This window comes from Actinoplanes oryzae (assembly GCF_030757795.1).
Classification (GTDB): Bacteria; Actinomycetota; Actinomycetes; order Mycobacteriales; family Micromonosporaceae; genus Actinoplanes.
The window spans coordinates 1-19,199 of sequence record NZ_JAUQWH010000068.1 but is presented as its reverse complement, the minus strand read 5'-3'; the positions used below and the strand labels follow the sequence as shown (position 1 = coordinate 19,199).

Here is a 19,199-nt window from a genome sequence, read left to right as displayed (position 1 = left end):
CGTAGGGCTGCAAACATCGGCCGGGATCAGGGGAGGTGCTGTGTTCCTCAGTCAGCACGAGCAGGAACGGCTGCTCATCCACGTCGCGGCGGACGTCGCCCGGCGCAGGCAGGAGCGGGGGCTCAAGCTCAACCACCCGGAGGCGACGGCGATCATCACGGCGTTCCTGCTCGAGGGGGCGCGCGACGGGCGTACGGTCGCCGAGCTGATGGACGCCGGCCGGCGCGTGCTGACCCGCGACGACGTCATGGAGGGCGTCCCGGAGATGCTGGCCGAGGTGCAGGTCGAGGCGACCTTCCCGGACGGGACCAAGCTCGTCACCGTGCACGGGCCGATCGCGTGATCCCCGGGGAGATCGTCTTCGGGGACGGCGAGATCGAGATCAACACCGGCAGGACCGAGCTGACGCTGCCCGTACGCAACACCGGCGACCGCCCGATCCAGGTCGGCTCGCACTTCCACTTCGCCGAGGCGAATGCGGCGCTCGACTTCGACCGCGACGCGGCGTGGGGCCACCGGCTCGCGGTGCCCGCGGGGACGTCCGTCCGGTTCGAGCCGGGGATGCCGCGCGACGTGACGCTCGTACCCCTGGCCGGTCGTCGCATCGTGCCCGGCCTGCGGGGACTGGCCGGCGGGCCGCTCGACCCGTCGCCGCGCGAGGACATCGAGCCGGCCGGCTCGCTCGACGAGGAACTGCCGGGGGATCTGCGATGACCAGTCTCGACCGCGCCCGGTACGCGGCGCTCTACGGCCCGACGACCGGCGACCGCATCCGGCTCGCCGACACCAACCTGCTCATCGAGATCACCGAGGACCGCAGCGCCGGCCCGGCCCCCGGCGACGAGGTCGTCTTCGGCGGCGGCAAGGTCATCCGCGAGTCGATGGGACAGTCCCGCGCCACCCGCGCCGAGGGCACCCCGGACACCGTCATCACCGGTGCGGTCATCCTCGACCACTGGGGGATCATCAAGGCCGACGTCGGCATCCGCGACGGGCGCATCACCGCGATCGGCAAGGCCGGCAACCCCGACACCATGGACGGCGTCCACCCCGAGCTGGTCATCGGCGCGGGCACCGAGATCATCGCCGGCAACGGCAAGATCCTCACCGCGGGCGCGATCGACAGCCACGTGCACCTGATCAGCCCCACGATCCTCGACACCGCGCTGGCCGCCGGCATCACCACGATCATCGGCGGCGGCACCGGGCCGGCCGAGGGCACCAAGGCCACCACGGTCACGCCGAGCTCCTGGTACCTCGCCCGGATGCTCGAGTCGCTCGACCGCTGGCCGATCAACGTGCTGCTGCTCGGCAAGGGCAACACCATGAGCGAGGAGTCGCTCTGGGAGCAGCTGCGCGGCGGTGCGGGCGGCTTCAAACTGCACGAGGACTGGGGTACGACGCCGGCGGTCATCGACGCCGCCCTCAAGGTGGCCGACGCGTCGGGCGTGCAGGTCGCCATCCACACCGACACGCTGAACGAGGCCGGGTTCGTGGAGGAGACGCTCGCCGCGATCGCCGGGCGCTCGATCCACGCGTACCACACCGAGGGCGCCGGGGGCGGGCACGCGCCGGACATCATCACGGTCGCCTCGTACCCGAACGTGCTGCCGTCGTCGACGAACCCGACCCGGCCCTACACCCGCAACACCCTCAGCGAGCACCTCGACATGCTGATGGTCTGCCACCACCTCAACTCGGCGGTGCCCGAGGACCTGGCGTTCGCCGAGAGCCGCATCCGGCCGTCCACGATGGCGGCCGAGGACCTGCTCCACGACCTAGGCGCCATCGCGATGATCGGGTCGGACTCGCAGGCGATGGGGCGCGTCGGCGAGGTCGTCATGCGTACCTGGCAGACCGCGCACGTCATGAAGGCCCGCCGCGGCGCGCTGCCCGGCGACGGCCCCGCCGACAACCTGCGCGCCCGCCGGTACGTCGCCAAGTACACGATCAACCCGGCCGTCGCCCACGGCATGGCCGAGCAGGTCGGCTCGGTGGAGCCCGGCAAGCTGGCCGACCTGGTGCTGTGGGACCCGGCGTTCTTCGGGGTGCGGCCGGCGCTCGTCATCAAGGGCGGCATGATCGCGTCCGCGCAGATGGGCGACGCCAACGCCTCGATCCCGACGCCGCAGCCGGTGCTGCCCCGGCCGATGTTCGGCGCGTACGGGGTCGTGCCCGCCCAGACGTCCGTGGCGTTCGTGGCCCCGGCCGCGATCGACGCCCTGCTGGGTGACCGGATCGGCGTCAAGCGCGCGCTGGTGCCGGTCGCCGACACCCGCGCGGTCGGCAAGGCGGACCTGCCGCTGAACGACGCCCTGCCGCGCATCGAGGTGGAGCCGGACACGTTCGTGGTCCGCGTCGACGGCGAGGTCATCGAGCCGGACCCGGTGACCGAGCTGCCCATGGCCCAGCGCTACCACCTGTTCTGATGTCCCTGGCCACCCTGCTCGTCCTCGCCGACGGGCGCCTGCCGTCGGGCGGGCACGCGCACTCCGGCGGCCTGGAGGCCCAGGTCGCCGCGGGCCGGGTGCGTGACCTGTCCGACGTGTACGGCTTCCTGCGCGGGCGGCTGCACACGGCCGGTCTCGTGGCGGCTGCGTTCGCCGCGGCCGCCACCGTCTCTTCCGCCGTCGCGGATCTCGACGCCGGTTTCGACGCGCGGACGCCCTCGCCCGCGCTGCGTCGCGCGTCGCGGGCCCAGGGGCGGGCGCTGCTGCGGGCCGGGCGCGCCATGTGGACCCTGCCCGCTGTCCGGGATCTCCACCAGCCCGTCGCCCTCGGCGTCCTGGCCGGTGCCGCGGGGCTCGGGCCGCTGGACGCCGCCGTGGCCGCCGCGCACGGCACGACGACCGGACCGGCGAGCGCCGCGGTGCGGTTGCTCGGCCTGGACCCGTACCAGGTGCATGGTCTTCTTGCTCGTCTCGCCCCCGCCTGCGACCGGATCGCGGCGGAAGCAGTCTCTTTCGTGAATGCCCCGGTCGACGACCTGCCGGCCGCGGGCGCGCCACTGCTCGACATCGGCGCCGAGCTGCACGCCACCTGGGAGGTGCGTCTCTTTGCATCCTGACGATCACGACCACGAGGTTCCCCACACCCATCCGGATCCCGGCGTCGACCCGCACACGCCCCTGGGCGTGGGCCCGCGGGCGCTGCGCATCGGCATCGGCGGCCCGGTCGGCTCGGGCAAGACCGCGCTGGTCGCGGCCCTGTGCCGGGCGCTCGGCGGCGAGCTGCGGCTGGCCGTGGTGACCAACGACATCTACACCACCGAGGACGCCGACTTCCTGCTCCGCAACGGCGTGCTCCCGGCCGAGCGCATCCGCGCGGTCGAGACCGGCTGCTGCCCGCACACCGCGATCCGCGACGACATCTCCGCCAACCTGGACGCGGTCGAGGACCTCGAGGCCGAGCTGGGCCCCCTCGACCTGGTCCTGGTGGAGAGCGGCGGCGACAACCTGACGGCGACGTTCAGCAAGGGCCTGATCGACAAGCAGATCTTCGTCGTCGACGTGGCCGGCGGCGACAAGGTCCCCCGCAAGGGCGGCCCCGGCGTCACCACCGCCGACCTGCTGGTCATCAACAAGACCGACCTGGCCCCGCTGGTCGGCGCGGACCTGTCGGTCATGGACCGCGACGCCCGCGCCCGCCGCGGCGACCTGCCCACGGTCTTCCAGTCCCTGACCGAGGACCGCAACGCCACCGCCGTCGCCGACTGGATCCGCGGCCTGGTCTCCGCCCGCGTCGCGGCGGTCTGATGCGGGCTCGCGCTCGCATCGTCGCCGAACAGGACGGCCGCGGCGGCACCCGCCCGGCCGTCCTGCACGGCGAGTCACCCCTGCTGCTGCGCCGCACCGGCCCCCGCGGCGGCGACCTGACAGTCCACCTGGTCGGAGGGGCGGCCGGCCCACTGCGCGGCGACGACCTGCGCCTGGACATCTCGGTCGGCCCGGGCGCCCGGCTGGCCGTCCACAGCGTCGCGGCCCAGCTCGCCCTGCCCGGGCGGCCCGGCCTCCCGGCCTCCCGCTTCGAGATCCACGCCACCGTCGCCGCCAGCGGCACGCTGCTCTGGACCCCCGAACCGCTCATCGCCGCCGCCGGCTGCGACCACCGCACCCGCACCACCATCGACGTCGCCGAGGGCGGCACCCTCCTCTGGCGCGACGACCTCGTCTGCGGCCGCCACCACGAACCCGCCGGCGACCTGACCGCCGACATCACCGTCCGCTACGCCGGCCGCACCCTCTACCGCCACGAGCTCCGCGTCGGCCCGTCCGCCCCCGCCTGGTCCGAAGCCGCCGTCCTCGGCGGCGCCCAGGCCGTCGGCACGATCGTCCTGGCCGGCCCCGCCCTGCCCGACCCGGCCCTGCTCCCGGGCGAGGCGGCCCTGATGCCCCTGGCCGGCCCCGGCCTCCTCGCCACCGCCGTAGGCCCCGACATCCGCGACGTCCGCCGCGCCCTCGACCCGCTGTGCGCGGTCCCGATGCTCCTGCCCCGGTGATGGCCTGTTCGTCTGACCACTAGCCTCGGGCCTATAGTCGCGCGTGATGCTGCCGCGCGACCGCGCCCAGCCTTGAGCGGTGTCCGCATCCGATTCCGCGGACATCCGAGCCCGCGCACAAAAATAGGGGGGTAAGCGGCCTCTCGGCGACTCACCCCCCAGCTACACCGGGAAGGCTAACCCCTCGTGGCTCTGGTTGACAAGCCGTACGACTCCGGCGTGCAGGAACGGCTGCTGGACTACTACTCCCACGACGCCCCGTGGTCCCGTCAGCTCTGGCGCCTCAGCTCAGTTCTGGAATTGCGGGAGCTGCTCGAGGCGGCCAGGGCACGGCACGAGGGAGTGCTCAGCGACTCGGCGGTGAAGTATCTGAGTGACTGTCTGGTCAATCGGGTCAAGCGGGACGTCGGTCTCGGCGCGCCGTCCCAGCGGGGGAGAATCGTTGGAGACATCGGCCGTAATCTGGTGCCCGGCGGTCATGATGCCGTCGCGCTCCACCTGGTCACGGAACAAGCCGACGGTGATTATCTACGCAGGTGGGCCGATGAGGTCCGACGGAGCTCGCCGCATGTGGAGGTCGTTTCCCGGGCGATCGGCAGCTACCTGCTCGACGCGGGATTCAGCCGGACGGCGCTGCACAAGTGGTGGACGTATCACGGCAAGCACGCCCCCGACACCGCCTCGATCGCCGACCTGATCGACGAGGCTGTCGTCCTCGTGCGGAGACCCTTCGTGAGGTTCACGGTGTGTGTGCCATTGCCGGCAAGCCCGCCCCTGCCCATGCGGTCGGGAGTGCACCAGGATCAGGGCTGGTTGACGTCCCGCGAGACGTCGGACTGGCTGTCCCGATGGGTTCCCTCCGTGCCGCCGATCCGGCAGTCCGGAGCGCTCCTGCTGGAGATCGATGCCCGGGACGTTCACGCGGCGATCGAGAAGGCCGCGACGACGGTCGCGCGACTGGTGGCCCGGTTCCGCGTGGGCATGCGTGAGCGGATGGAATTTCTGGATCAGCTCTTCGTCATCGGCTACGACGCGCCATTCGAGTACGCGATGTCGCCGCGTCGTTTCGAATTGCACGCTCTGCACAAGACGAGCGCCGTTTTCGACCTGGATCTGCCGGCCGAGTTCGACGCGGTGCTCGAGCTGCTGGAACCGCTGGACGGGGGCGCCCCGGCCGCGGCAGTGGCCGGAAGCTGGGCCGCCCTGGAAGCTCTCTTCGTCGGTCCGGGCGATGGCAGGAAGAGGGTCATCGCGGCCAACCGGATAGCCCGGGTCGTGGCGTGCAGCTACGTCCGGGCCGAATTGACCGCCCTGGCCAACGCCTGCGCGATCGGGGACGACGAGCTGGCGACCGCCATTCGCGGTCTGCCGGAAAATGCCGACCGCGCCAAGCTGTTCGAGGATGCGCTCAAGGCTGGAGCCCCCGTCTCCTTCGAGCGGACGCGGCACCGGCTGGCGCTCGATCGGATGCGAGCGCTGATCACCGATCCCGGCCGGGTGCTGCCGCGCATCGTGGCGCAGCTCGAGGACGCCTTCCGGCGGCTCTACCGGCAGCGGAACCTGGTCGTCCACGCGGGGGACCTGACCTCGGTCGCGCTGGCCGGCACCCTGCGTACGGTCGCGCCCCTCGTCGGTGCCGGCATCGACCGGATCGTGCATGCCGGCGCGGTCGGCGGCCGCTCACCGCTGGAGGTGGCGGCGCTGGCCGAGACCAACCTGGGCCGGGTGGCGGACGGTGACACCCGGCTCGTGGAGTTGCTCGGCTGAGCGCTCAGCGGTTGGTGAAGAAGGAGACCGCCTCGGTGAGGGCCAGGTCGGTCAGTTCCGGGTCGTGGCGGGCGCCGATGTCGCGCATGAAGGCGTGTTCGCCGCCCGCGTAGATGTGGAGCTCCGTGTCGGTCAGGCCCGCGTCGTAGAGGGCGGCGATGGTCTGCAGGCGGGCGTCGGCCGGGACGTGCGGGTCCTGCGAGCCGAAGACGACCAGGAGGCGGCCGTGGATGTCGGCGGCGCGCTGGAGGGAGTCGGCGGTGTCCGCGCCCAGGGCGCCGTTGTGCAGGCCGGTGGGGTAGAAGCAGACCGTGGCGGCGACGCGCGGGTCGAAGGCGGCCCGGAAGGCGAGGTGGCCGCCGAGGCAGAAGCCCGTGGCCAGCAGGGTCGTGGTGTCGTCGCGGTTCTCCAGGTGATCGAGGACGGCGACCCGGTCCGCGTCGAACTGGGCCGTGGTCGTGGCCGCGGCGCCCGCCAGGCCACGCTGCTTGCCCTCGTCGTCGAACTCCAGGACCACGCCGCCCAGCTCGCCGTGCGGGTAGATCTCGGGCACGCAGACCACGAAGCCGCTCGACGCCAGCCGGCGGGCCGTGCGCAGGGTCGACTCGGTCAGCTGAAAGATGTCCGTGTAGAGCACCACGCCGGGCAGCGGGGCGTCCCCGACGGGCCGGATCACGATCGACCGGATGTCCCCGGCCGGTGCCGGGATGTGCAGCTCTTCCTCGCGCAACTTCATGCGCAGGACCCTATCGCCGGGACGCGCGACTCCGTGATCAACTCACCGTCGCGCGGGTAACGTCGCAGGCATGACTTCCGCAATCGATCTGCACGGCGACGCCCACGTCGACCGCTACCTCGAGACCGACGGCGAGGACGGCTTCCACTGGCGCAACGGGACGACGATCCTCATCCTCTTCACGAGGGCCGCAAGTCCGGCGAGCAGCGCCGCCACGCGCTGATCTTCCGCGAGCACCAGGGCGCCTACCTCGTCGTCGCCTCCAAGGGCGGCGCGCCCGAGCCGCCCGCGTGGTTCCTCAACCTGCAGGCCGACCCGGCCGTCGAGGTCCAGATCAAGGGCGAGCGCTTCGCCGCGACGGCCCGCGTGGCGACCCCGGAGGAGAAGCCGGCGATGTGGGCGGCGATGACCGAGGTCTGGCCCGACTACGACGAGTACCAGACGAAGACGTCCCGCGAGATCCCGGTCGTCGTCCTCGACCGCGCCTGACGTCCGGCGCCGGCCGGGGTCAGCACGCCGCACGGTGAGCCGGCGGTCCTGCGCGGGCAGGGCCCGCGCGGTGGAACGGGGCAGCAGGGGCGGTGTCCGCTTGCGACACTGACCCGATGAGTGTCGAGCTGGTGCCCCGCTTCACCGTCGACGACGCCGAGCTGAGCGCCCTGCACGCCCGCGCCTTCGGCAACGACCCGGCCGAGGTCCAGCCGTGGTCCGAGCGCCTCCAGCGGCACGCGCTCACGTGGCTCGGGGCCTTCGCCGGCGACCGCCTCACCGGCTTCGTCCACCTGGCCTGGGACGGCGGCAGCCACGCCTTCCTGCTCGACCCCGTCGTGGACCCGGCCCACCGGCATCGCGGCCTCGGCACCGCGCTGGTCAAGGCCGCCGCCGGCGAGGCCCGGGCCGCCGGCTGCACCTGGCTGCACGTCGACTTCGAGCCCCACCTGAAGCCGTTCTACCTCGAAGGATGCGGCTTCCGCGCCACCCCGGCCGGTCTTCTGCGCCTGCGCTAGCCGGCGTCCGGTGATGCCGGTTCCGCCGCCACGTCGCTCACGCGGGCGGCGACCAGCGGTCCCGATCTTCCGGTACGGGCGCGAACGCGCCGGCGTCCCGCAGCAACGCGCCGAGGGCGACCGCGTCCGGAGTGCTCGCCGCGGTGAGCACCAGGCCCCCGTCCGCGGTGGGAGCGCCGGCGGCGAAGCCGGTGGGGAGCACCGGGCCCCCGTCCGTGGGACCGCCGGCGGGGAGCACGGAAGCGCGCAACGGGCTCAGGTAGGTGACGCGGCCCGCCCACGGCGTCCGCGGGCCGCCGCGCTGGGGGACCCGCTGCCGCCGGGTGCCGGCCTGTCCCCAGTCCGGCTGCCAGACCGCGGCCAGCGCGGCCAGCATCGGTGCGAGCAGGGGATCCCAGCTCCGGGCATCCTCCGTACGCGCGGGCGCGATCGCCACGGTGACGCCGTTGAGCAGTCCGGCCTCCGGGCGGGCGAGCCCGGCCGTGGCGGTGTAGTGGATCGGGGTGGCGGCTGCCGCACCGGCGTAGGCCGTGAGGCGGTAGCCGTACCCGTCGTCGCGGGCCGCGTCGGCGACGAGCGTCTCCTCCGCCGTGCCGTCGCCGATCCGCACGTCGGACTCGCCGTCGTGCACGTACCACCCGGCGAGGAGGGGACTCAGCTCGGCGAGCGCCAGCCGGGTGTCGCGCCACCGGGCCGCGACGCCGCCGGCGGTCTCCGCCCGTGGCCCCCACACCACCTGTACGGTGATCTCGTCCGGCATCACGGGAAGCACCGTACCCGGATCTCCGGCACGTTCGCGGCCACCAGCGTGTCGTCGAGCAGCGCCGCCAGCGTGCAGTCCCGGACCCGCCACTCGACCGGGGTGCCCGCGGCCGCCGCGCGCTGGCGCTGGGCCTCGTCGATGAGCTGGTCGACGCCGGACTGCTTCTTGTTCTGCTTCGCGCTCGGCACGGTGAAGAAGAACTTCCACCGGCCGGTCTTGGCGTCCACGAACGAGCTGTAGTCGTCCTTGGCGTCGAGCAGCAGGCCGTTCTCGAAGCCGTCGAAGTGGACGTCGATGGTCCGGCCCTCATAGCGCACGCCGCTGACCCGGTACTCCTTGGCCCGGGTGACGCCGGTCGCCCGCTCCTGGAACCCGGCCCACGTGGACCCGGGCGCGGAGTAGCGGTTCGGGGGAGTGTCCACCCACTGCCCCGGGCCGCCGTCGGTGTCGCCGGCGCGGGGGTCGCGCAGCGCCGAGCCGGGCGGGCCGCGCAGGGTGAGCTGCCGGTCCCGCTCGATGCGCCGGACCTGCTGGGTCACCTCCGCCTGCACCTGCGCGTGGGCCAGCACCTCGGCCGTGCCGGTGACCGTGATGACGCTGACCCCGCCGCCGCGCCGGGCCCGGGCGGCGGCGACCGCGGCCTGATAGGCGGCGCCCGCCTCGGGCGAGACGCCGGTCAGGACGCCGGACCCGTTGGCCGGGATCGTCGTGGGCGCGCCGACGGCCGTCCCGGCGACCCTCCCGTCGACCATGACGGTCGCGACCATCGACGCGGTGACCTGGGCCTGCCGTACCCGGGCGGCGCCCGTCCCGGCCACGGTGCTGCGCACCTGCACGGTCACGACGCAGCCGGACGGGCCGCACGAGACCTGGGCGCTGCCCTGCACGGCGAACGTGACGTCGGCGTCGACCGCCTCGGTGAGGTCGCCGGCGGCCTCGGCGAGGTCGTCGTAGGTCTGCTCGAAGTCGGCCGGGGACATCGGGACCATGTCGAAGCTCACCTGCGCCGGCGGCGGGCTCGGCGCTGCCGGCGCCCGCACCGGTAAACCGGCGGCGGCTCGGAGCATGCCCCCGCCGATGTCCGGGAGGTCCGGCAGATCGGGCAGGTCCGGCAGGTCCGGGAGCGGCGGGAGGCTCGGCACCGCGGGCGGCGCGGGCAGGCTGGGAGACGCCGGGCGGGCGGGTGTCGCCGACCGCTCCGGCGCGGTGGATCCGCCCGGCAGGGCAGGCAGGCTGGGGAGCGGTCCCGGAGAGACCCCTCCCGTGCCGGCGGCGGTGTAGCGGACGACGCGATAGGGCTGGTCCGCCGTGACGTACAGGTCACCGGCCGGCAGGCGCGCGTGGCGCACGGCGACCCCGGCGATGCTGCTGCCCCGGTCGAACGGGCCGGGGAACTCTGCGTCCGCGAGTGCCGCGCTCAGCCGGGCGCCGAGCCGCACCGGCCCGGTGAGCCCGGCGCCGGCGGCGATCAGCGGCGAGCTGCCGCCGGTCACCCACCGCCCGGCGACGACCGCGGCGGCCGACCCCGGAGCCAGCGCGCCGGCCAGGGCCTCCGGGGCTTTCACATAGGACCGGCCCCCGACGGTCATCGTGTCGAAGCTCAGGCCACCCAGCGTCATCCGGCCCAGCGCGTCCCCGCCCGCGGTGATCCGCTGGTCGAGGCGGGCGCCGCCGATCGAGGTCGTGGTGTGCAGCACCGGGCTGGCGACGAGGGCGGCGACCGCCTCCCGGAAGGGCCGCCCGGGATCGCGCCGCCCGAGCACCACCAGCACGCCCGCCACGGCGACCGCCAGCACGACTCCGGCGGCCAGCGGCACCATCAGGCGCGCCCGCCGGTACCAGGGCCGGCCGGGCTCCTCAGGCCGGTCCTCAGAATGTCCAGAGTGGATCGACATGTCCGCTCACCCCCGTGCCGGAAAAAAGCCGAGCCCGGATTGTAGCGACGATCGTCGATCGCGCGCGGGCCCGGCCCTCCGCTCCGGCCGGCGGCGGTGACCTCGGGCGGGCTTGATCGTTGGAACCCATGTGACGGACGATGACGGGACGCTGGTGCGGGTGGCGTCGCTGCCGGTGGACTGGACGCTGCAGATCCTCGTCGACGAGGTGAACGAGGACGGCAAGGAGCCGCAGAAGCTGCTCCTCGCCGTGCACGGGGCCGTCATCGCGGGGACGCTGGTGTCCGAGGCGGACTGGCTGGCGGGTCAGGGGTTCCTGCCGTTCGCCGAGCAGTCGCGGGAGCGGCTGTCGCGGCGCCGGGAGCTGCTCGCGCAGGTGGCCGCCAAGCGCAGCCGTGACGATCTGACCGACGACGAGCGGGCGGCCGTCGACGGGGGCGCCGCCTTCCTGCACCTGGTCGACGTCATCGTGCTCGACGGCTCGCCCGCCTTGACGACCCTGTCCGGCGCGCGGACCGGCTGGCGCTTCCGGCTCTCCGACGTGTCCGGCTGGTCCCCGGCCGAGGTGACTCTGGAGGCTCAGCCCACGTAGAGGACCGCGTCGATCTCGATGTCGAAGCCGACGAGCGGCACCGGCAGCGTCGTGCGTACGGGCAGATCGTCGCCCTTGATGTACTCGGCGTAGATCTGGTTCATCTCCGCGAAGTCCCCGAAGTCGCGCAGGTAGACCCCGACCCGGACGGCGTCGTCGAGCGAGGCTCCGGCGGCCTCGGCCACGGCGGCGAGGTTGCGGAAGGCCGCGTGGGCCTGCTCGGCGAAGCTGCCGGTGACCCGGGTGCCGTCGGGCAGGGCGGGCACGCACCCGGCGAGATAGATGGTGTCGCCGGCGACGACGGCCTTCGAGTAGGGTCCGCCTGCGGGGGCGGCGTTCGGGGCTTGGACAGCGCGTTTGGGCATCTCAAGATCCTATCGGGGAAACTGTTCGGCCAGGCCGTCCACGCCCACCAGCGGCGCGGACAGCAGGGTGCGGAGGTCGTGCTCGCGGCGGGCCAGGGCGGCCCGCTGCGCGTCTGTCAGCGGCACCCACGGCGGCACCGGGCCGGGCAGGACGGGTGGCAGCAGGCGCCCGCCGACATAGGTGGCCTCGTTGACCAGTCGCAGCGGCGACCGCCGGACCTGGCGGTGCGCGTCGACCAGCTCGAAGGAGCCCTCCTCGACCCGGAAGACGGCGATGTCGGCCGGCGCCCCCACGTCGAGCGAGCCGCCCGGCAGCCCCAGCGCGCGGGCCGGGTGCGTCGTCACGGCCGCGAGCACGTCCGGCAGGGCGACGCCGAGGGCGAGGAGCTTGGCCATGGTGGTGGGCAGGTCGAAGACGGGCCCGTGCAGCGACCGTGCGTGGAGATCCGTCGAGACGGTGTACGGCCGGAGCCCCGCCGCCAGCTGAGCGGCGGCCACGTCGAAGGCGAACCCCCCGGACCCGTGCCCGATGTCCATCAGCACGCCCCGGTCCACGGCGGCGGCGAGCGCCGGCCCGGACGGCGACGCGATGCCCGAGGCGCAGTGCGTGACGATGTCGCCGGGCCGCAGCACGTCGAGCACCTCGTCGACCGCGGGCGGCGCCGCTCCGATGTGGACCATGACCGGGATGCCGCACGCCTCCGCGACGCGCAGACCCCGGCGCAGCGGCTCGATGCCGTTGTCGCCGACCGTCTCCCGGTCGATGCGTACCTTGATGCCCCGCACCCTGTCCCGATGCGCGCGCACGGTCTCGATCGCCAGCCCCACGTCGCAGTGGGCCAGGTCCCGGCTCTCCCCGGTACGCCCGGCCAGCCCGATCGCGGAGATGTTCAGCAACACGGGCGTCCGGACATCCCGGGCCGGGAAACCGTTGAGGGTGAAGGCGCCGGTCGACCCCGCGTCCACCCACGTCGTCACCCCGGTACGCCACGCGAGAGGCGCCGGATCGATCCCCCAGTAGCCGGGCCCCACATGCGTGTGCAGGTCGATCAGCCCCGGCGTCACGAGCAGCCCCCGCACGTCGTGCACCACCGCGCCGTCCAGCCCGGGACCGGTCGCCGCGACGAGTCCGTCGTGGACGGCGAGGTCGCCGCCGGGGGAGCCGCCGCGCAGCACCAGGTCGTACCTCATGGGGTGTCCAGGGCCGCGGTGATGGCCAGCCGGTAGAGGCGCGTCGGCCGGCCCTTGCGGTGCAGCTGGGAGCTGCCGTCGTCGACGGCGAGGGCGGACGAGCTGAGCTTGCGGATCAGCCGCCGCCCGCTCGGGTCGGTGATCCCCAGCGACCGGGCGAGGTCGCTGGGGGAGACCGGCCGGCCCGCGAGCGTACGTTCGATGGCGGCGAGCCGCGACAGCGTGGCGGGGCTGAGCCCGACCCGGCCGGCGAGCGCCTCGATGCCGCCGTGCTCGCGGTAGGTGTAGGCGAGCGGCGCCCCGGACGCCCCCATCGGCCCGATCATCATGCCGTTGTCCGAGATGAGGTACGCGCCCGGATCGGCGTCCTGCTCGGCGCGCGTGGCGGCCCGCTCGGCGAGCGCCACGGACAGCCGGGCGGACGCCCCGAGCCCGAAGCCCGCCACCGCCCGTACGCCCAGGGTCTCCCGCGCCTCGGCCAGCACCGGCAGCGTCACCCACCGGTGCGTGACCGCCTCGAACAGCCGCGCGTGGGCGAACACGACGACGCCCCGGCGCCCGCGGTTGTCGATCCACGCGTCCGCGAACTCGGGGGTGTTGAGCAGCAGGTGGTGCAGCCCGACCCGCGCCCGGTCGACGTCGGCGCCCGGCGCCACCAGGAAGATGCCGGCGGCGAAGCGCTGCCCGTCGGCCTGCTTGTTGCGCACGCGCGACGCGAGCTCGTGCAGGTCGGCGCGGATCGTCCCCGGGGTGGCGAGCGCGTTGAGCACGGCCACCTGCCCGTCGAGCGCGGCGGCCACGCCGGTGCGGACGCTGATCACGTACGGGGCGCGGCTCTCGGCGAGCGCCGCCCGGTGGAAGGCGACCACGTCGGCGATGGGCTGCTCCGGGTCGAACGGCAGGCACGCGATCGCGCCGTGGTCCAGGTCGAGCGCCGTGGCGACCTCGTCCACCGTCTCCTGCGTGAACGTGTCGATGCTGACCGGGGTGGCCGGCCAGCCGTTGCCGCGGGCCCGCGACCAGGCGAGGGCCAGGTCGAGCGCGGCCGAGCGGGTGACGGACACCGGCAGGTCGGCGGGGAGCAGGTCACGGCACCGCGCGTACGGGACGAGGCCGAGCAGCAGCCCGTCGAGCGGCCCGGCGGCGAGCAGGCCGGCGACCCGGTCGCGGATCTGGTCCTCCCGCTCGTACACCGTCCACGCGAACGTCACCCCGGTCAGCGTGCGGGCCGCCTCCTCGAAGCGGGCGCGATGCCCGGCGTGCAGCACGAGGCCGATCGTCATCGCCGCGGGCACACTCGTCTCCCTGCACCGTAGTGGTTCGTAAGTGGTCCGTAGTAGCTTCCACACAATGCGCGAAAGCGCGAAGGCGGTCAAGGGAGGCCCCGCATGATTCTGGACATTCCTGAGGCGACGATCGACTGGCGCGCCAAGGGCTTCTGGCAGCCCGAGGGCGAGGTGAGCGTCCGCGACTTCGTGGCCGCGAAGCACACGCTCTTCGACGGCTCGTTCACGTGGCCGCTGCTGGTCGTGCGCGACTCGGCGGTCCGGGCCAACATCGCGACCATGGCGGAGTACGCCCGGCGGCACGGCTTCTCGTTCGCCCCGCACGCCAAGACGTCGATGGCCCCGAGCCTGCTCGAGGCGCAGCTGGCCGCGGGCGCGTGGGCGCAGACGGCCGCGACCGCCAACCAGGCCCTGGTGCTGCGGCGCCTCGGCGTACCGCGGGTGCTGATCGCCAACGAGGTGCTCGACCCGACGGCCCTGCGCTGGCTCGCTGCGGAGTCGCGGAAGGGCTGGGAGGTCCTCGTCCAGGTCGACTCGGTCCCGGCCGCCGAGGCAGCCGGCGACCTGCCCGTGCTCATCGAGGTCGGACACCGCGGCGGGCGCACGGGGTGTCGTACCGTCGCCGACGTCGTGTCTGTCGCCCGGGCCGCGCGCAACCCGGTCGGCGTCACGGCGTACGAAGGCGCCCTGAGGACGGCCGAGGAGGTCGACGCGTTCCTCGCGCTGCAGGTCGAGGCCGTGCACGCGATCGCGGACCGGCTGCCGGCCGAGGTGATCGTCTCGGCCGGGGGCAGCGCGTGGTTCGACCGGGTCGTCGCCGCGCTCGAGGGCCAGTGGCTGCCCGGGCACACGGTCCGCGCGGTGCTCCGCAGCGGCGCGTCGGTCACCCACGACGAGGGCTTCTACCGCGAGCGGACGCCGTTCAACCGGGTCGCCGAGGGGTCGCTGACGGCCGGGCTGGAGCTCCACGCGCAGGTGCTGTCCACTCCGGAGCCGGGGCTGGCGATCGTCGGCATGGGCAAGCGGGACGCACCCTTCGACGAGGGGCTGCCGGTCACCGCGGCGGGGGAGGTGGTCCGGCTCAACGACCACCACACGTACGTCCGGACCGACTCGCTCGCCGTCGGTGACCTGGTCCGCTTCGGGTTGTCGCACCCGTGCACGGCTTTCGACAAGTGGCGTTACATCCCTGTGGCGGACGATGCCGACGTCGTTGTGGACGTGTTGCACACCTATTTCTGACGCGATTGAGCCTTGACGATCGCCGGTCCGGCCAGGACAGTGAGGGCACCCCAAGCAACGAACCACTTACGAACATAGTTCGTCAGGAGTGCCCTCATGAAACTCCGCCTGGCGACGGCCGCGGCCCTCGCTCTCACGCTCACCGCCTGTGCCCCGTCGACCTCGTCACCGTCGGATGCGCCGTCGGACGGCGGCGCCCGTACCGGAACGCTCAAGGTCTGGCTCTTCGACGAGCCGAACCGGGCGCCCAAGGAGAAGGTCGTCCAGGAGGCGATCGCGGAGTTCACGGCGAGCCACCCGGACACGAGCGTCGACGTCCAGTACATCGCCGTCGACACCCGCAGCGAACGCTTCAAGGGCGCGTTCAACGATCCGGGCAGCGCGCCGGACGTCGTCGAATACGGCAACACCGACCTTCCGGAGTACGCGGCCGCGGGCGGCCTGGCCGACGTCGGCGCGCTCGCGGACGCCGACCTGACCGCCGACGCGAGGGCCAGCGCGACCTACGAGGGCACCCTGCTCGGCGTCCCGTGGTACCTCGGCGTGCGCGCCCTCTACTACCGCACCGACCTGTTTCAGGAGCTCGGGCTGAAGCCGCCCGCCACGCTCGCCGAGGTCACCTCGACGGCCCGGACGATCCGGGAGAAGAAGCCGGACCTCTTCGGGATCGCGGTCGGCGGCAAGTACACGTACGCGGCGATGCCCTTCGTGTGGGCGAACGGCGGCGAGATCACGGACATCGACTCGGCGCCGGCGCGGGCCGGGCTGAAGGCGTACACGGATCTGATCGCGCCGGACAACTGCCCGCCGCAGCAGTGCGCGGACCTGACCGGCGGCAAGACCGTGGACCTCTTCGCGAGCGGCAAGGCCGCGATGGGCATCCTCGGCAACTTCAACCGGGCGGCCGTGGACGCGGGCGTGGCCAAGGGCAAGTACGCCGTCGTGCCGCTGCCCGGCGTCGCGGCCGGCTCGGTCGCCCCGGCCTTCGCGGGCGGCAACAACCTCGGCATCATGAAGAACGCGCAGCGCCCGGCCCTGGCCGCGGACTTCCTCACCCTGCTGGCGAGCAAGAAGTACCAGTCCAAGATGTACGACGCCATGGGCAACCTGCCGACGCTGAAGTCCGCGAGCGACGAGATCGCCGGCAAGGACCCGTTCGTCAAGCCGTTCCTGGACACGATCGCCGCGGGCACCAAGTTCGTGCCGCTCGACCCGGGCTGGGGCAAGATCGACTCGTCCGCCGTGCTGCCCACGATGATCGAGAAGGTGGCGACGGGCAAGGCCTCCGTCGACCAGGCCACCGCGGACGCCGCGCGCGAGATCGACGCGGCCCTGACGAAGTGAGATCGCGTTTCACGCCCCTGTGGTTGCTGCTGCCCGCCGGCATCGTGCTGGCCGCGCTGTTCGCGTACCCGATGTACCAGCTCGGGCTCATCTCGGTGCTGGACTTCACGCAGGCGCAGGTCAGCGGCGGGCAGCCGACCCGCTTCGTCGGCCCGGACAACTACACGCGGCTGCTGGGCGACGGGCAGTTCTGGTCGGTGCTGCTGGCCACGGTCGGGTTCGCCGCCGCCTGCGTGGTGGCGACCCTGGCCGTGGGGGCCGCGCTGGCCGTACTCCTCACCCGCATCAGCCGGATCCCCCGCCTGCTGCTGTCGCTCGCCGCGATGGCCGCGTGGGCGGTCCCGGCGGTGAGCGGGTCGACCGTGTGGATGTTCCTCTTCGACACCGACCTCGGCTTCGTCAACCAGCTGCTCGGCCTCGACGGCCACAACTGGTTCTACGGCCGGTGGTCCGCCTTCACCCTGGTCGGCGCGGCGGTGGTGTGGGCGGCGTTCCCCTTCGTCATGGTCACGCTCTACGCCGGCATCTCGGCGATCCCCGGCTCGGTCGTCGAGGCCGCGGCGCTGGACGGCGCGACCACCTGGCGTACCTTCTGGCAGATCCTCGTGCCGATGCTGCGCCCGGTGCTGGCGATCGTCGTCATCCAGTCGATCATCTGGGACTTCAAGATCTTCACCCAGATCTACGTGATGACCCGCGGCGGCGGCCTCGCGGGCCAGAACCTCACCCTCAACGTGTACGCCTACCAGCAGGCGTTCGCCTCCAGCGAGTACGGCCTCGGCTCGGCGATCGGCGTCGTGACGATGCTGATCCTGCTCGCCGTCACGCTGCTCTATCTCCGTACCCTGCGCCGCTCGGGGGAGCCGCTGTGAAACGCGTTCTCGACACCGTGGCCGTGGCGATCGCCGTGGCCGTCGTCTTCCCGATCTACTGGATGGTCCTCGCCGCCGTGAAGCCGGCCGGCGAGATCCAGTCGCTGCACCAGCGCCCGTGGACCCTGGCGCCGTCGCTCGACGCCTTCCGCCGGGTTCTCGCCGTCAACGACTTCGGCCGCTACTTCCTCAACAGCGTCCTCGTCGCCCTCGTCGTCGTGGTGCTCTCCGGCGTACTCGCCTTCCTCGCCGCCGTGGCGCTCACCCGGTTCCGCTTCCGGCTGCGCACGACCGTCCTGGTGCTGTTCCTCGTCGCGCAGATGGTGCCGGTCGAGGCGCTGACGATCCCGCTCTTCTTCCTCGTACGCGACCTGGGCGCCCTCAACACGCTCGGCTCCCTGATGCTGGTGCACACCGCGTTCACGCTGCCCTTCGCCATCTGGATGCTCCGCGGCTTCGTGGCGGCGGTGCCCGACGAACTCGACGAGGCGGCGCAGCTCGACGGGGCGTCCCGGCTGACCGTCCTGTGGCGGATCCTGTTCCCGCTCGTCGCGCCCGGCCTCGCCGCCACGAGCGTGTTCTCCTTCATCCACGCGTGGAACGACTTCCTGTTCGCCCGTACCTTCATCATCAGCGCGACCGACAACCAGACCCTGCCCATGGCCCTGCTGGTCTTCTTCAAGCCGGACCAGAACGACTGGGGCGCCATCATGGCCGCGTCGACGCTGATGACGCTGCCGGTGCTGGTGTTCTTCCTGCTCGTCCGCCGGCGCCTGGTCGCCGGCCTGGGCGGGGCGGTGAAGGATTGATCCCGCGTCCGTCGGGGTCCTTCACTCCGGGCGGCTATATTCTGGACATTTCCGGCTCGGTCTCGATCCACGCCGATTCGCCGGCTGGCGCCTTCTACGCGCAGCAGACGTTGCGCCAGCTGCCGCCCTCGTTCGCCGGCCGCATCGAAGACGGGCCGCGCTTCGCCTGGCGCGGGGTGATGCTCGACGTGGCGCGGCACTTCATGCCGGTCCCGGACGTGGTGCGCTTCCTCGACCTCATGGCGATGCACAAGCTCAACGTCCTGCACCTGCACCTCACGGACGACCAGGGCTGGCGCATCGACGTGCCCGGCCGGCCGCGCCTGACCTCGGTCGGCGCCTGGCGGCCCCGCTCGATGCGCGGATCCCGGCAGCACGGCCGGTACGACGACATCCCGCACGGCGGCTTCTACAGCACCGCTGACCTGCGTGCTCTGGTCGCGTACGCCGCCGCCCGGCACATCACGATCGTGCCCGAGGTCGACATGCCCGGGCACATGCAGGCGGCGCTGGCCGCCTACCCCGCGCTGAGCCCCGGTTTCGAGGGCGATGTCATGACCGCCTGGGGAATCTCGCCGCACGCCCTCGCGCTCAACCCGTCCACGATGGACTTCTGCCGGGCGGTCCTGGACCACGTGTGCGACATCTTCCCGTCCCCGCTGATCGGCATCGGCGGCGACGAGGTCGCTTCGGACATATCGCCGTTCGTCTCCTTCGTCGCCGACCACCTCGCGACCCGGGGCCGCCCCGTCTACGCCTGGGACGACATCCTCACCGCCGGCGCCCCCGCCGACGCCGTCACCCATCGGGACGAGCTCGGCGCCGAGCTCCT

The 19,199-nt window shown here is 73.0% G+C and carries 20 protein-coding genes and 1 pseudogene; 15 read left to right on the top strand and 6 right to left on the bottom strand.

The genetic code is table 11. The features are described 5' to 3' along the window. Positions 1-40: 40 nt before the first annotated feature. The 7 genes from RBH18_RS22165 (at position 41) to RBH18_RS22135 (ending at position 6,265) form a co-directional block, all read left to right on the top strand. Positions 41-343, top strand: a complete 303-nt coding sequence (locus tag RBH18_RS22165; RefSeq protein ID WP_306210788.1) for an urease subunit gamma — start codon at positions 41-43, stop codon at positions 341-343. Continuing rightward, on the top strand, positions 340-714 hold the full coding sequence (locus RBH18_RS22160) for an urease subunit beta (protein ID WP_306210786.1): 375 nt from the start codon (positions 340-342) through the stop codon (positions 712-714). Before RBH18_RS22165 ends, RBH18_RS22160 begins: the two co-directional genes overlap by 4 nt. Next, complete coding sequence (locus tag RBH18_RS22155) at positions 711-2,429, top strand: urease subunit alpha (RefSeq protein ID WP_306210784.1); 1,719 nt, start codon at positions 711-713, stop codon at positions 2,427-2,429. Before RBH18_RS22160 ends, RBH18_RS22155 begins: the two co-directional genes overlap by 4 nt. Continuing rightward, positions 2,429-3,067 carry an urease accessory protein UreF gene (locus RBH18_RS22150; protein ID WP_306210782.1) on the top strand — a complete coding sequence of 213 codons (639 nt, stop codon included), beginning with the start codon at positions 2,429-2,431 and terminating at the stop codon, positions 3,065-3,067. The genes RBH18_RS22155 and RBH18_RS22150 overlap by 1 nt, the downstream gene beginning before the upstream one ends. Then, positions 3,057-3,755 (top strand): urease accessory protein UreG, encoded by a 699-nt coding sequence (gene ureG, locus RBH18_RS22145; RefSeq protein ID WP_306210780.1) that lies wholly within the window; start codon positions 3,057-3,059, stop codon positions 3,753-3,755. The genes RBH18_RS22150 and ureG overlap by 11 nt, the downstream gene beginning before the upstream one ends. Continuing rightward, positions 3,755-4,498 carry an urease accessory protein UreD gene (locus tag RBH18_RS22140; protein WP_306210778.1) on the top strand — a complete coding sequence of 248 codons (744 nt, stop codon included), beginning with the start codon at positions 3,755-3,757 and terminating at the stop codon, positions 4,496-4,498. Before ureG ends, RBH18_RS22140 begins: the two co-directional genes overlap by 1 nt. A gap of 219 nt (positions 4,499-4,717) precedes the next feature. Beyond that, complete coding sequence (locus tag RBH18_RS22135; protein WP_306210777.1) at positions 4,718-6,265, top strand: hypothetical protein; 1,548 nt, start codon at positions 4,718-4,720, stop codon at positions 6,263-6,265. 4 nt (positions 6,266-6,269) lie between these two features. Here the strand turns inward: RBH18_RS22135 and RBH18_RS22130 are convergent, their stop codons facing one another. Next, positions 6,270-7,001, bottom strand: a complete 732-nt coding sequence (locus RBH18_RS22130) for a dienelactone hydrolase family protein (protein WP_306210775.1) — start codon at positions 6,999-7,001, stop codon at positions 6,270-6,272. A 70-nt stretch (positions 7,002-7,071) separates the two neighbouring features. On the opposite strand from RBH18_RS22130, the pseudogene RBH18_RS22125 reads away from it, so the two are divergent. Next, positions 7,072-7,490, top strand: a pseudogene (locus tag RBH18_RS22125) (nitroreductase family deazaflavin-dependent oxidoreductase). A 116-nt stretch (positions 7,491-7,606) separates the two neighbouring features. Next, complete coding sequence (locus RBH18_RS22120) at positions 7,607-8,008, top strand: GNAT family N-acetyltransferase (RefSeq protein ID WP_306210773.1); 402 nt, start codon at positions 7,607-7,609, stop codon at positions 8,006-8,008. A gap of 37 nt (positions 8,009-8,045) precedes the next feature. Here RBH18_RS22120 and RBH18_RS22115 read toward each other — a convergent pair whose 3' ends face one another. Both RBH18_RS22115 and RBH18_RS22110 read right to left on the bottom strand, forming a co-directional pair. Next, positions 8,046-8,771: an Imm52 family immunity protein gene (locus RBH18_RS22115; RefSeq protein ID WP_306210771.1), complete on the bottom strand. Its 726-nt coding sequence runs from the start codon at positions 8,769-8,771 to the stop codon at positions 8,046-8,048. Next, a complete protein-coding gene (locus tag RBH18_RS22110; RefSeq protein WP_306210769.1) occupies positions 8,768-10,666 on the bottom strand; it encodes a Tox-REase-5 domain-containing protein in 1,899 nt (632 codons plus the stop codon). Before RBH18_RS22110 ends, RBH18_RS22115 begins: the two co-directional genes overlap by 4 nt. 130 nt (positions 10,667-10,796) lie before the next feature. Between RBH18_RS22110 and RBH18_RS22105 the strand changes: the two genes are divergently transcribed. Continuing rightward, a complete protein-coding gene (locus RBH18_RS22105; protein ID WP_306210767.1) occupies positions 10,797-11,258 on the top strand; it encodes a hypothetical protein in 462 nt (153 codons plus the stop codon). Here RBH18_RS22105 and RBH18_RS22100 read toward each other — a convergent pair. The 3 genes from RBH18_RS22100 to RBH18_RS22090 are packed head-to-tail and all read right to left on the bottom strand — an operon-like array spanning position 11,246 to position 14,109. Then, a complete protein-coding gene (locus RBH18_RS22100; RefSeq protein WP_306210765.1) occupies positions 11,246-11,623 on the bottom strand; it encodes a RidA family protein in 378 nt (125 codons plus the stop codon). The genes RBH18_RS22105 and RBH18_RS22100 overlap by 13 nt on opposite strands. Before the next feature lie 9 nt (positions 11,624-11,632). Further along, complete coding sequence (locus RBH18_RS22095) at positions 11,633-12,814, bottom strand: amidohydrolase/deacetylase family metallohydrolase (protein ID WP_306210763.1); 1,182 nt, start codon at positions 12,812-12,814, stop codon at positions 11,633-11,635. Beyond that, a complete protein-coding gene (locus tag RBH18_RS22090; protein ID WP_306210761.1) occupies positions 12,811-14,109 on the bottom strand; it encodes a transcriptional regulator in 1,299 nt (432 codons plus the stop codon). The genes RBH18_RS22095 and RBH18_RS22090 overlap by 4 nt, the downstream gene beginning before the upstream one ends. A 93-nt stretch (positions 14,110-14,202) precedes the next feature. Here RBH18_RS22090 and RBH18_RS22085 point away from each other — a divergent pair, with 93 nt between their 5' ends. The 5 genes from RBH18_RS22085 to RBH18_RS22065 form a co-directional block, all read left to right on the top strand. Beyond that, on the top strand, positions 14,203-15,342 hold the full coding sequence (locus tag RBH18_RS22085; protein WP_306210759.1) for an alanine racemase: 1,140 nt from the start codon (positions 14,203-14,205) through the stop codon (positions 15,340-15,342). A 96-nt stretch (positions 15,343-15,438) separates the two neighbouring features. Then, the gene (locus tag RBH18_RS22080; RefSeq protein ID WP_306210757.1) at positions 15,439-16,686 is read left to right on the top strand and encodes an extracellular solute-binding protein; all 1,248 of its coding nucleotides are present in this window, start codon (positions 15,439-15,441) and stop codon (positions 16,684-16,686) included. Further along, positions 16,683-17,558: a carbohydrate ABC transporter permease gene (locus RBH18_RS22075; RefSeq protein ID WP_306210755.1), complete on the top strand. Its 876-nt coding sequence runs from the start codon at positions 16,683-16,685 to the stop codon at positions 17,556-17,558. The genes RBH18_RS22080 and RBH18_RS22075 overlap by 4 nt, the downstream gene beginning before the upstream one ends. Beyond that, complete coding sequence (locus RBH18_RS22070) at positions 17,555-18,367, top strand: carbohydrate ABC transporter permease (RefSeq protein WP_306210753.1); 813 nt, start codon at positions 17,555-17,557, stop codon at positions 18,365-18,367. Before RBH18_RS22075 ends, RBH18_RS22070 begins: the two co-directional genes overlap by 4 nt. Before the next feature lie 110 nt (positions 18,368-18,477). Continuing rightward, the coding region (locus RBH18_RS22065) for a family 20 glycosylhydrolase (RefSeq protein WP_306210752.1) at positions 18,478-19,199 on the top strand (722 nt) is incomplete at its 3' end.

Coding starts and splice junctions, on each gene's coding strand:
- RBH18_RS22140 (WP_306210778.1), top strand. CDS start 3,755: ATGCGGGCTCGCGCTCGCATCGTCGCCGAACAGGACGGCCGCGGCGGC.
- RBH18_RS22150 (WP_306210782.1), top strand. CDS start 2,429: ATGTCCCTGGCCACCCTGCTCGTCCTCGCCGACGGGCGCCTGCCGTCG.
- RBH18_RS22120 (WP_306210773.1), top strand. CDS start 7,607: ATGAGTGTCGAGCTGGTGCCCCGCTTCACCGTCGACGACGCCGAGCTG.
- RBH18_RS22100 (WP_306210765.1), bottom strand. CDS start 11,623: ATGCCCAAACGCGCTGTCCAAGCCCCGAACGCCGCCCCCGCAGGCGGA.
- RBH18_RS22080 (WP_306210757.1), top strand. CDS start 15,439: ATGAAACTCCGCCTGGCGACGGCCGCGGCCCTCGCTCTCACGCTCACC.
- RBH18_RS22085 (WP_306210759.1), top strand. CDS start 14,203: ATGATTCTGGACATTCCTGAGGCGACGATCGACTGGCGCGCCAAGGGC.
- RBH18_RS22095 (WP_306210763.1), bottom strand. CDS start 12,814: ATGAGGTACGACCTGGTGCTGCGCGGCGGCTCCCCCGGCGGCGACCTC.
- RBH18_RS22110 (WP_306210769.1), bottom strand. CDS start 10,666: ATGTCGATCCACTCTGGACATTCTGAGGACCGGCCTGAGGAGCCCGGC.
- RBH18_RS22130 (WP_306210775.1), bottom strand. CDS start 7,001: ATGAAGTTGCGCGAGGAAGAGCTGCACATCCCGGCACCGGCCGGGGAC.
- RBH18_RS22155 (WP_306210784.1), top strand. CDS start 711: ATGACCAGTCTCGACCGCGCCCGGTACGCGGCGCTCTACGGCCCGACG.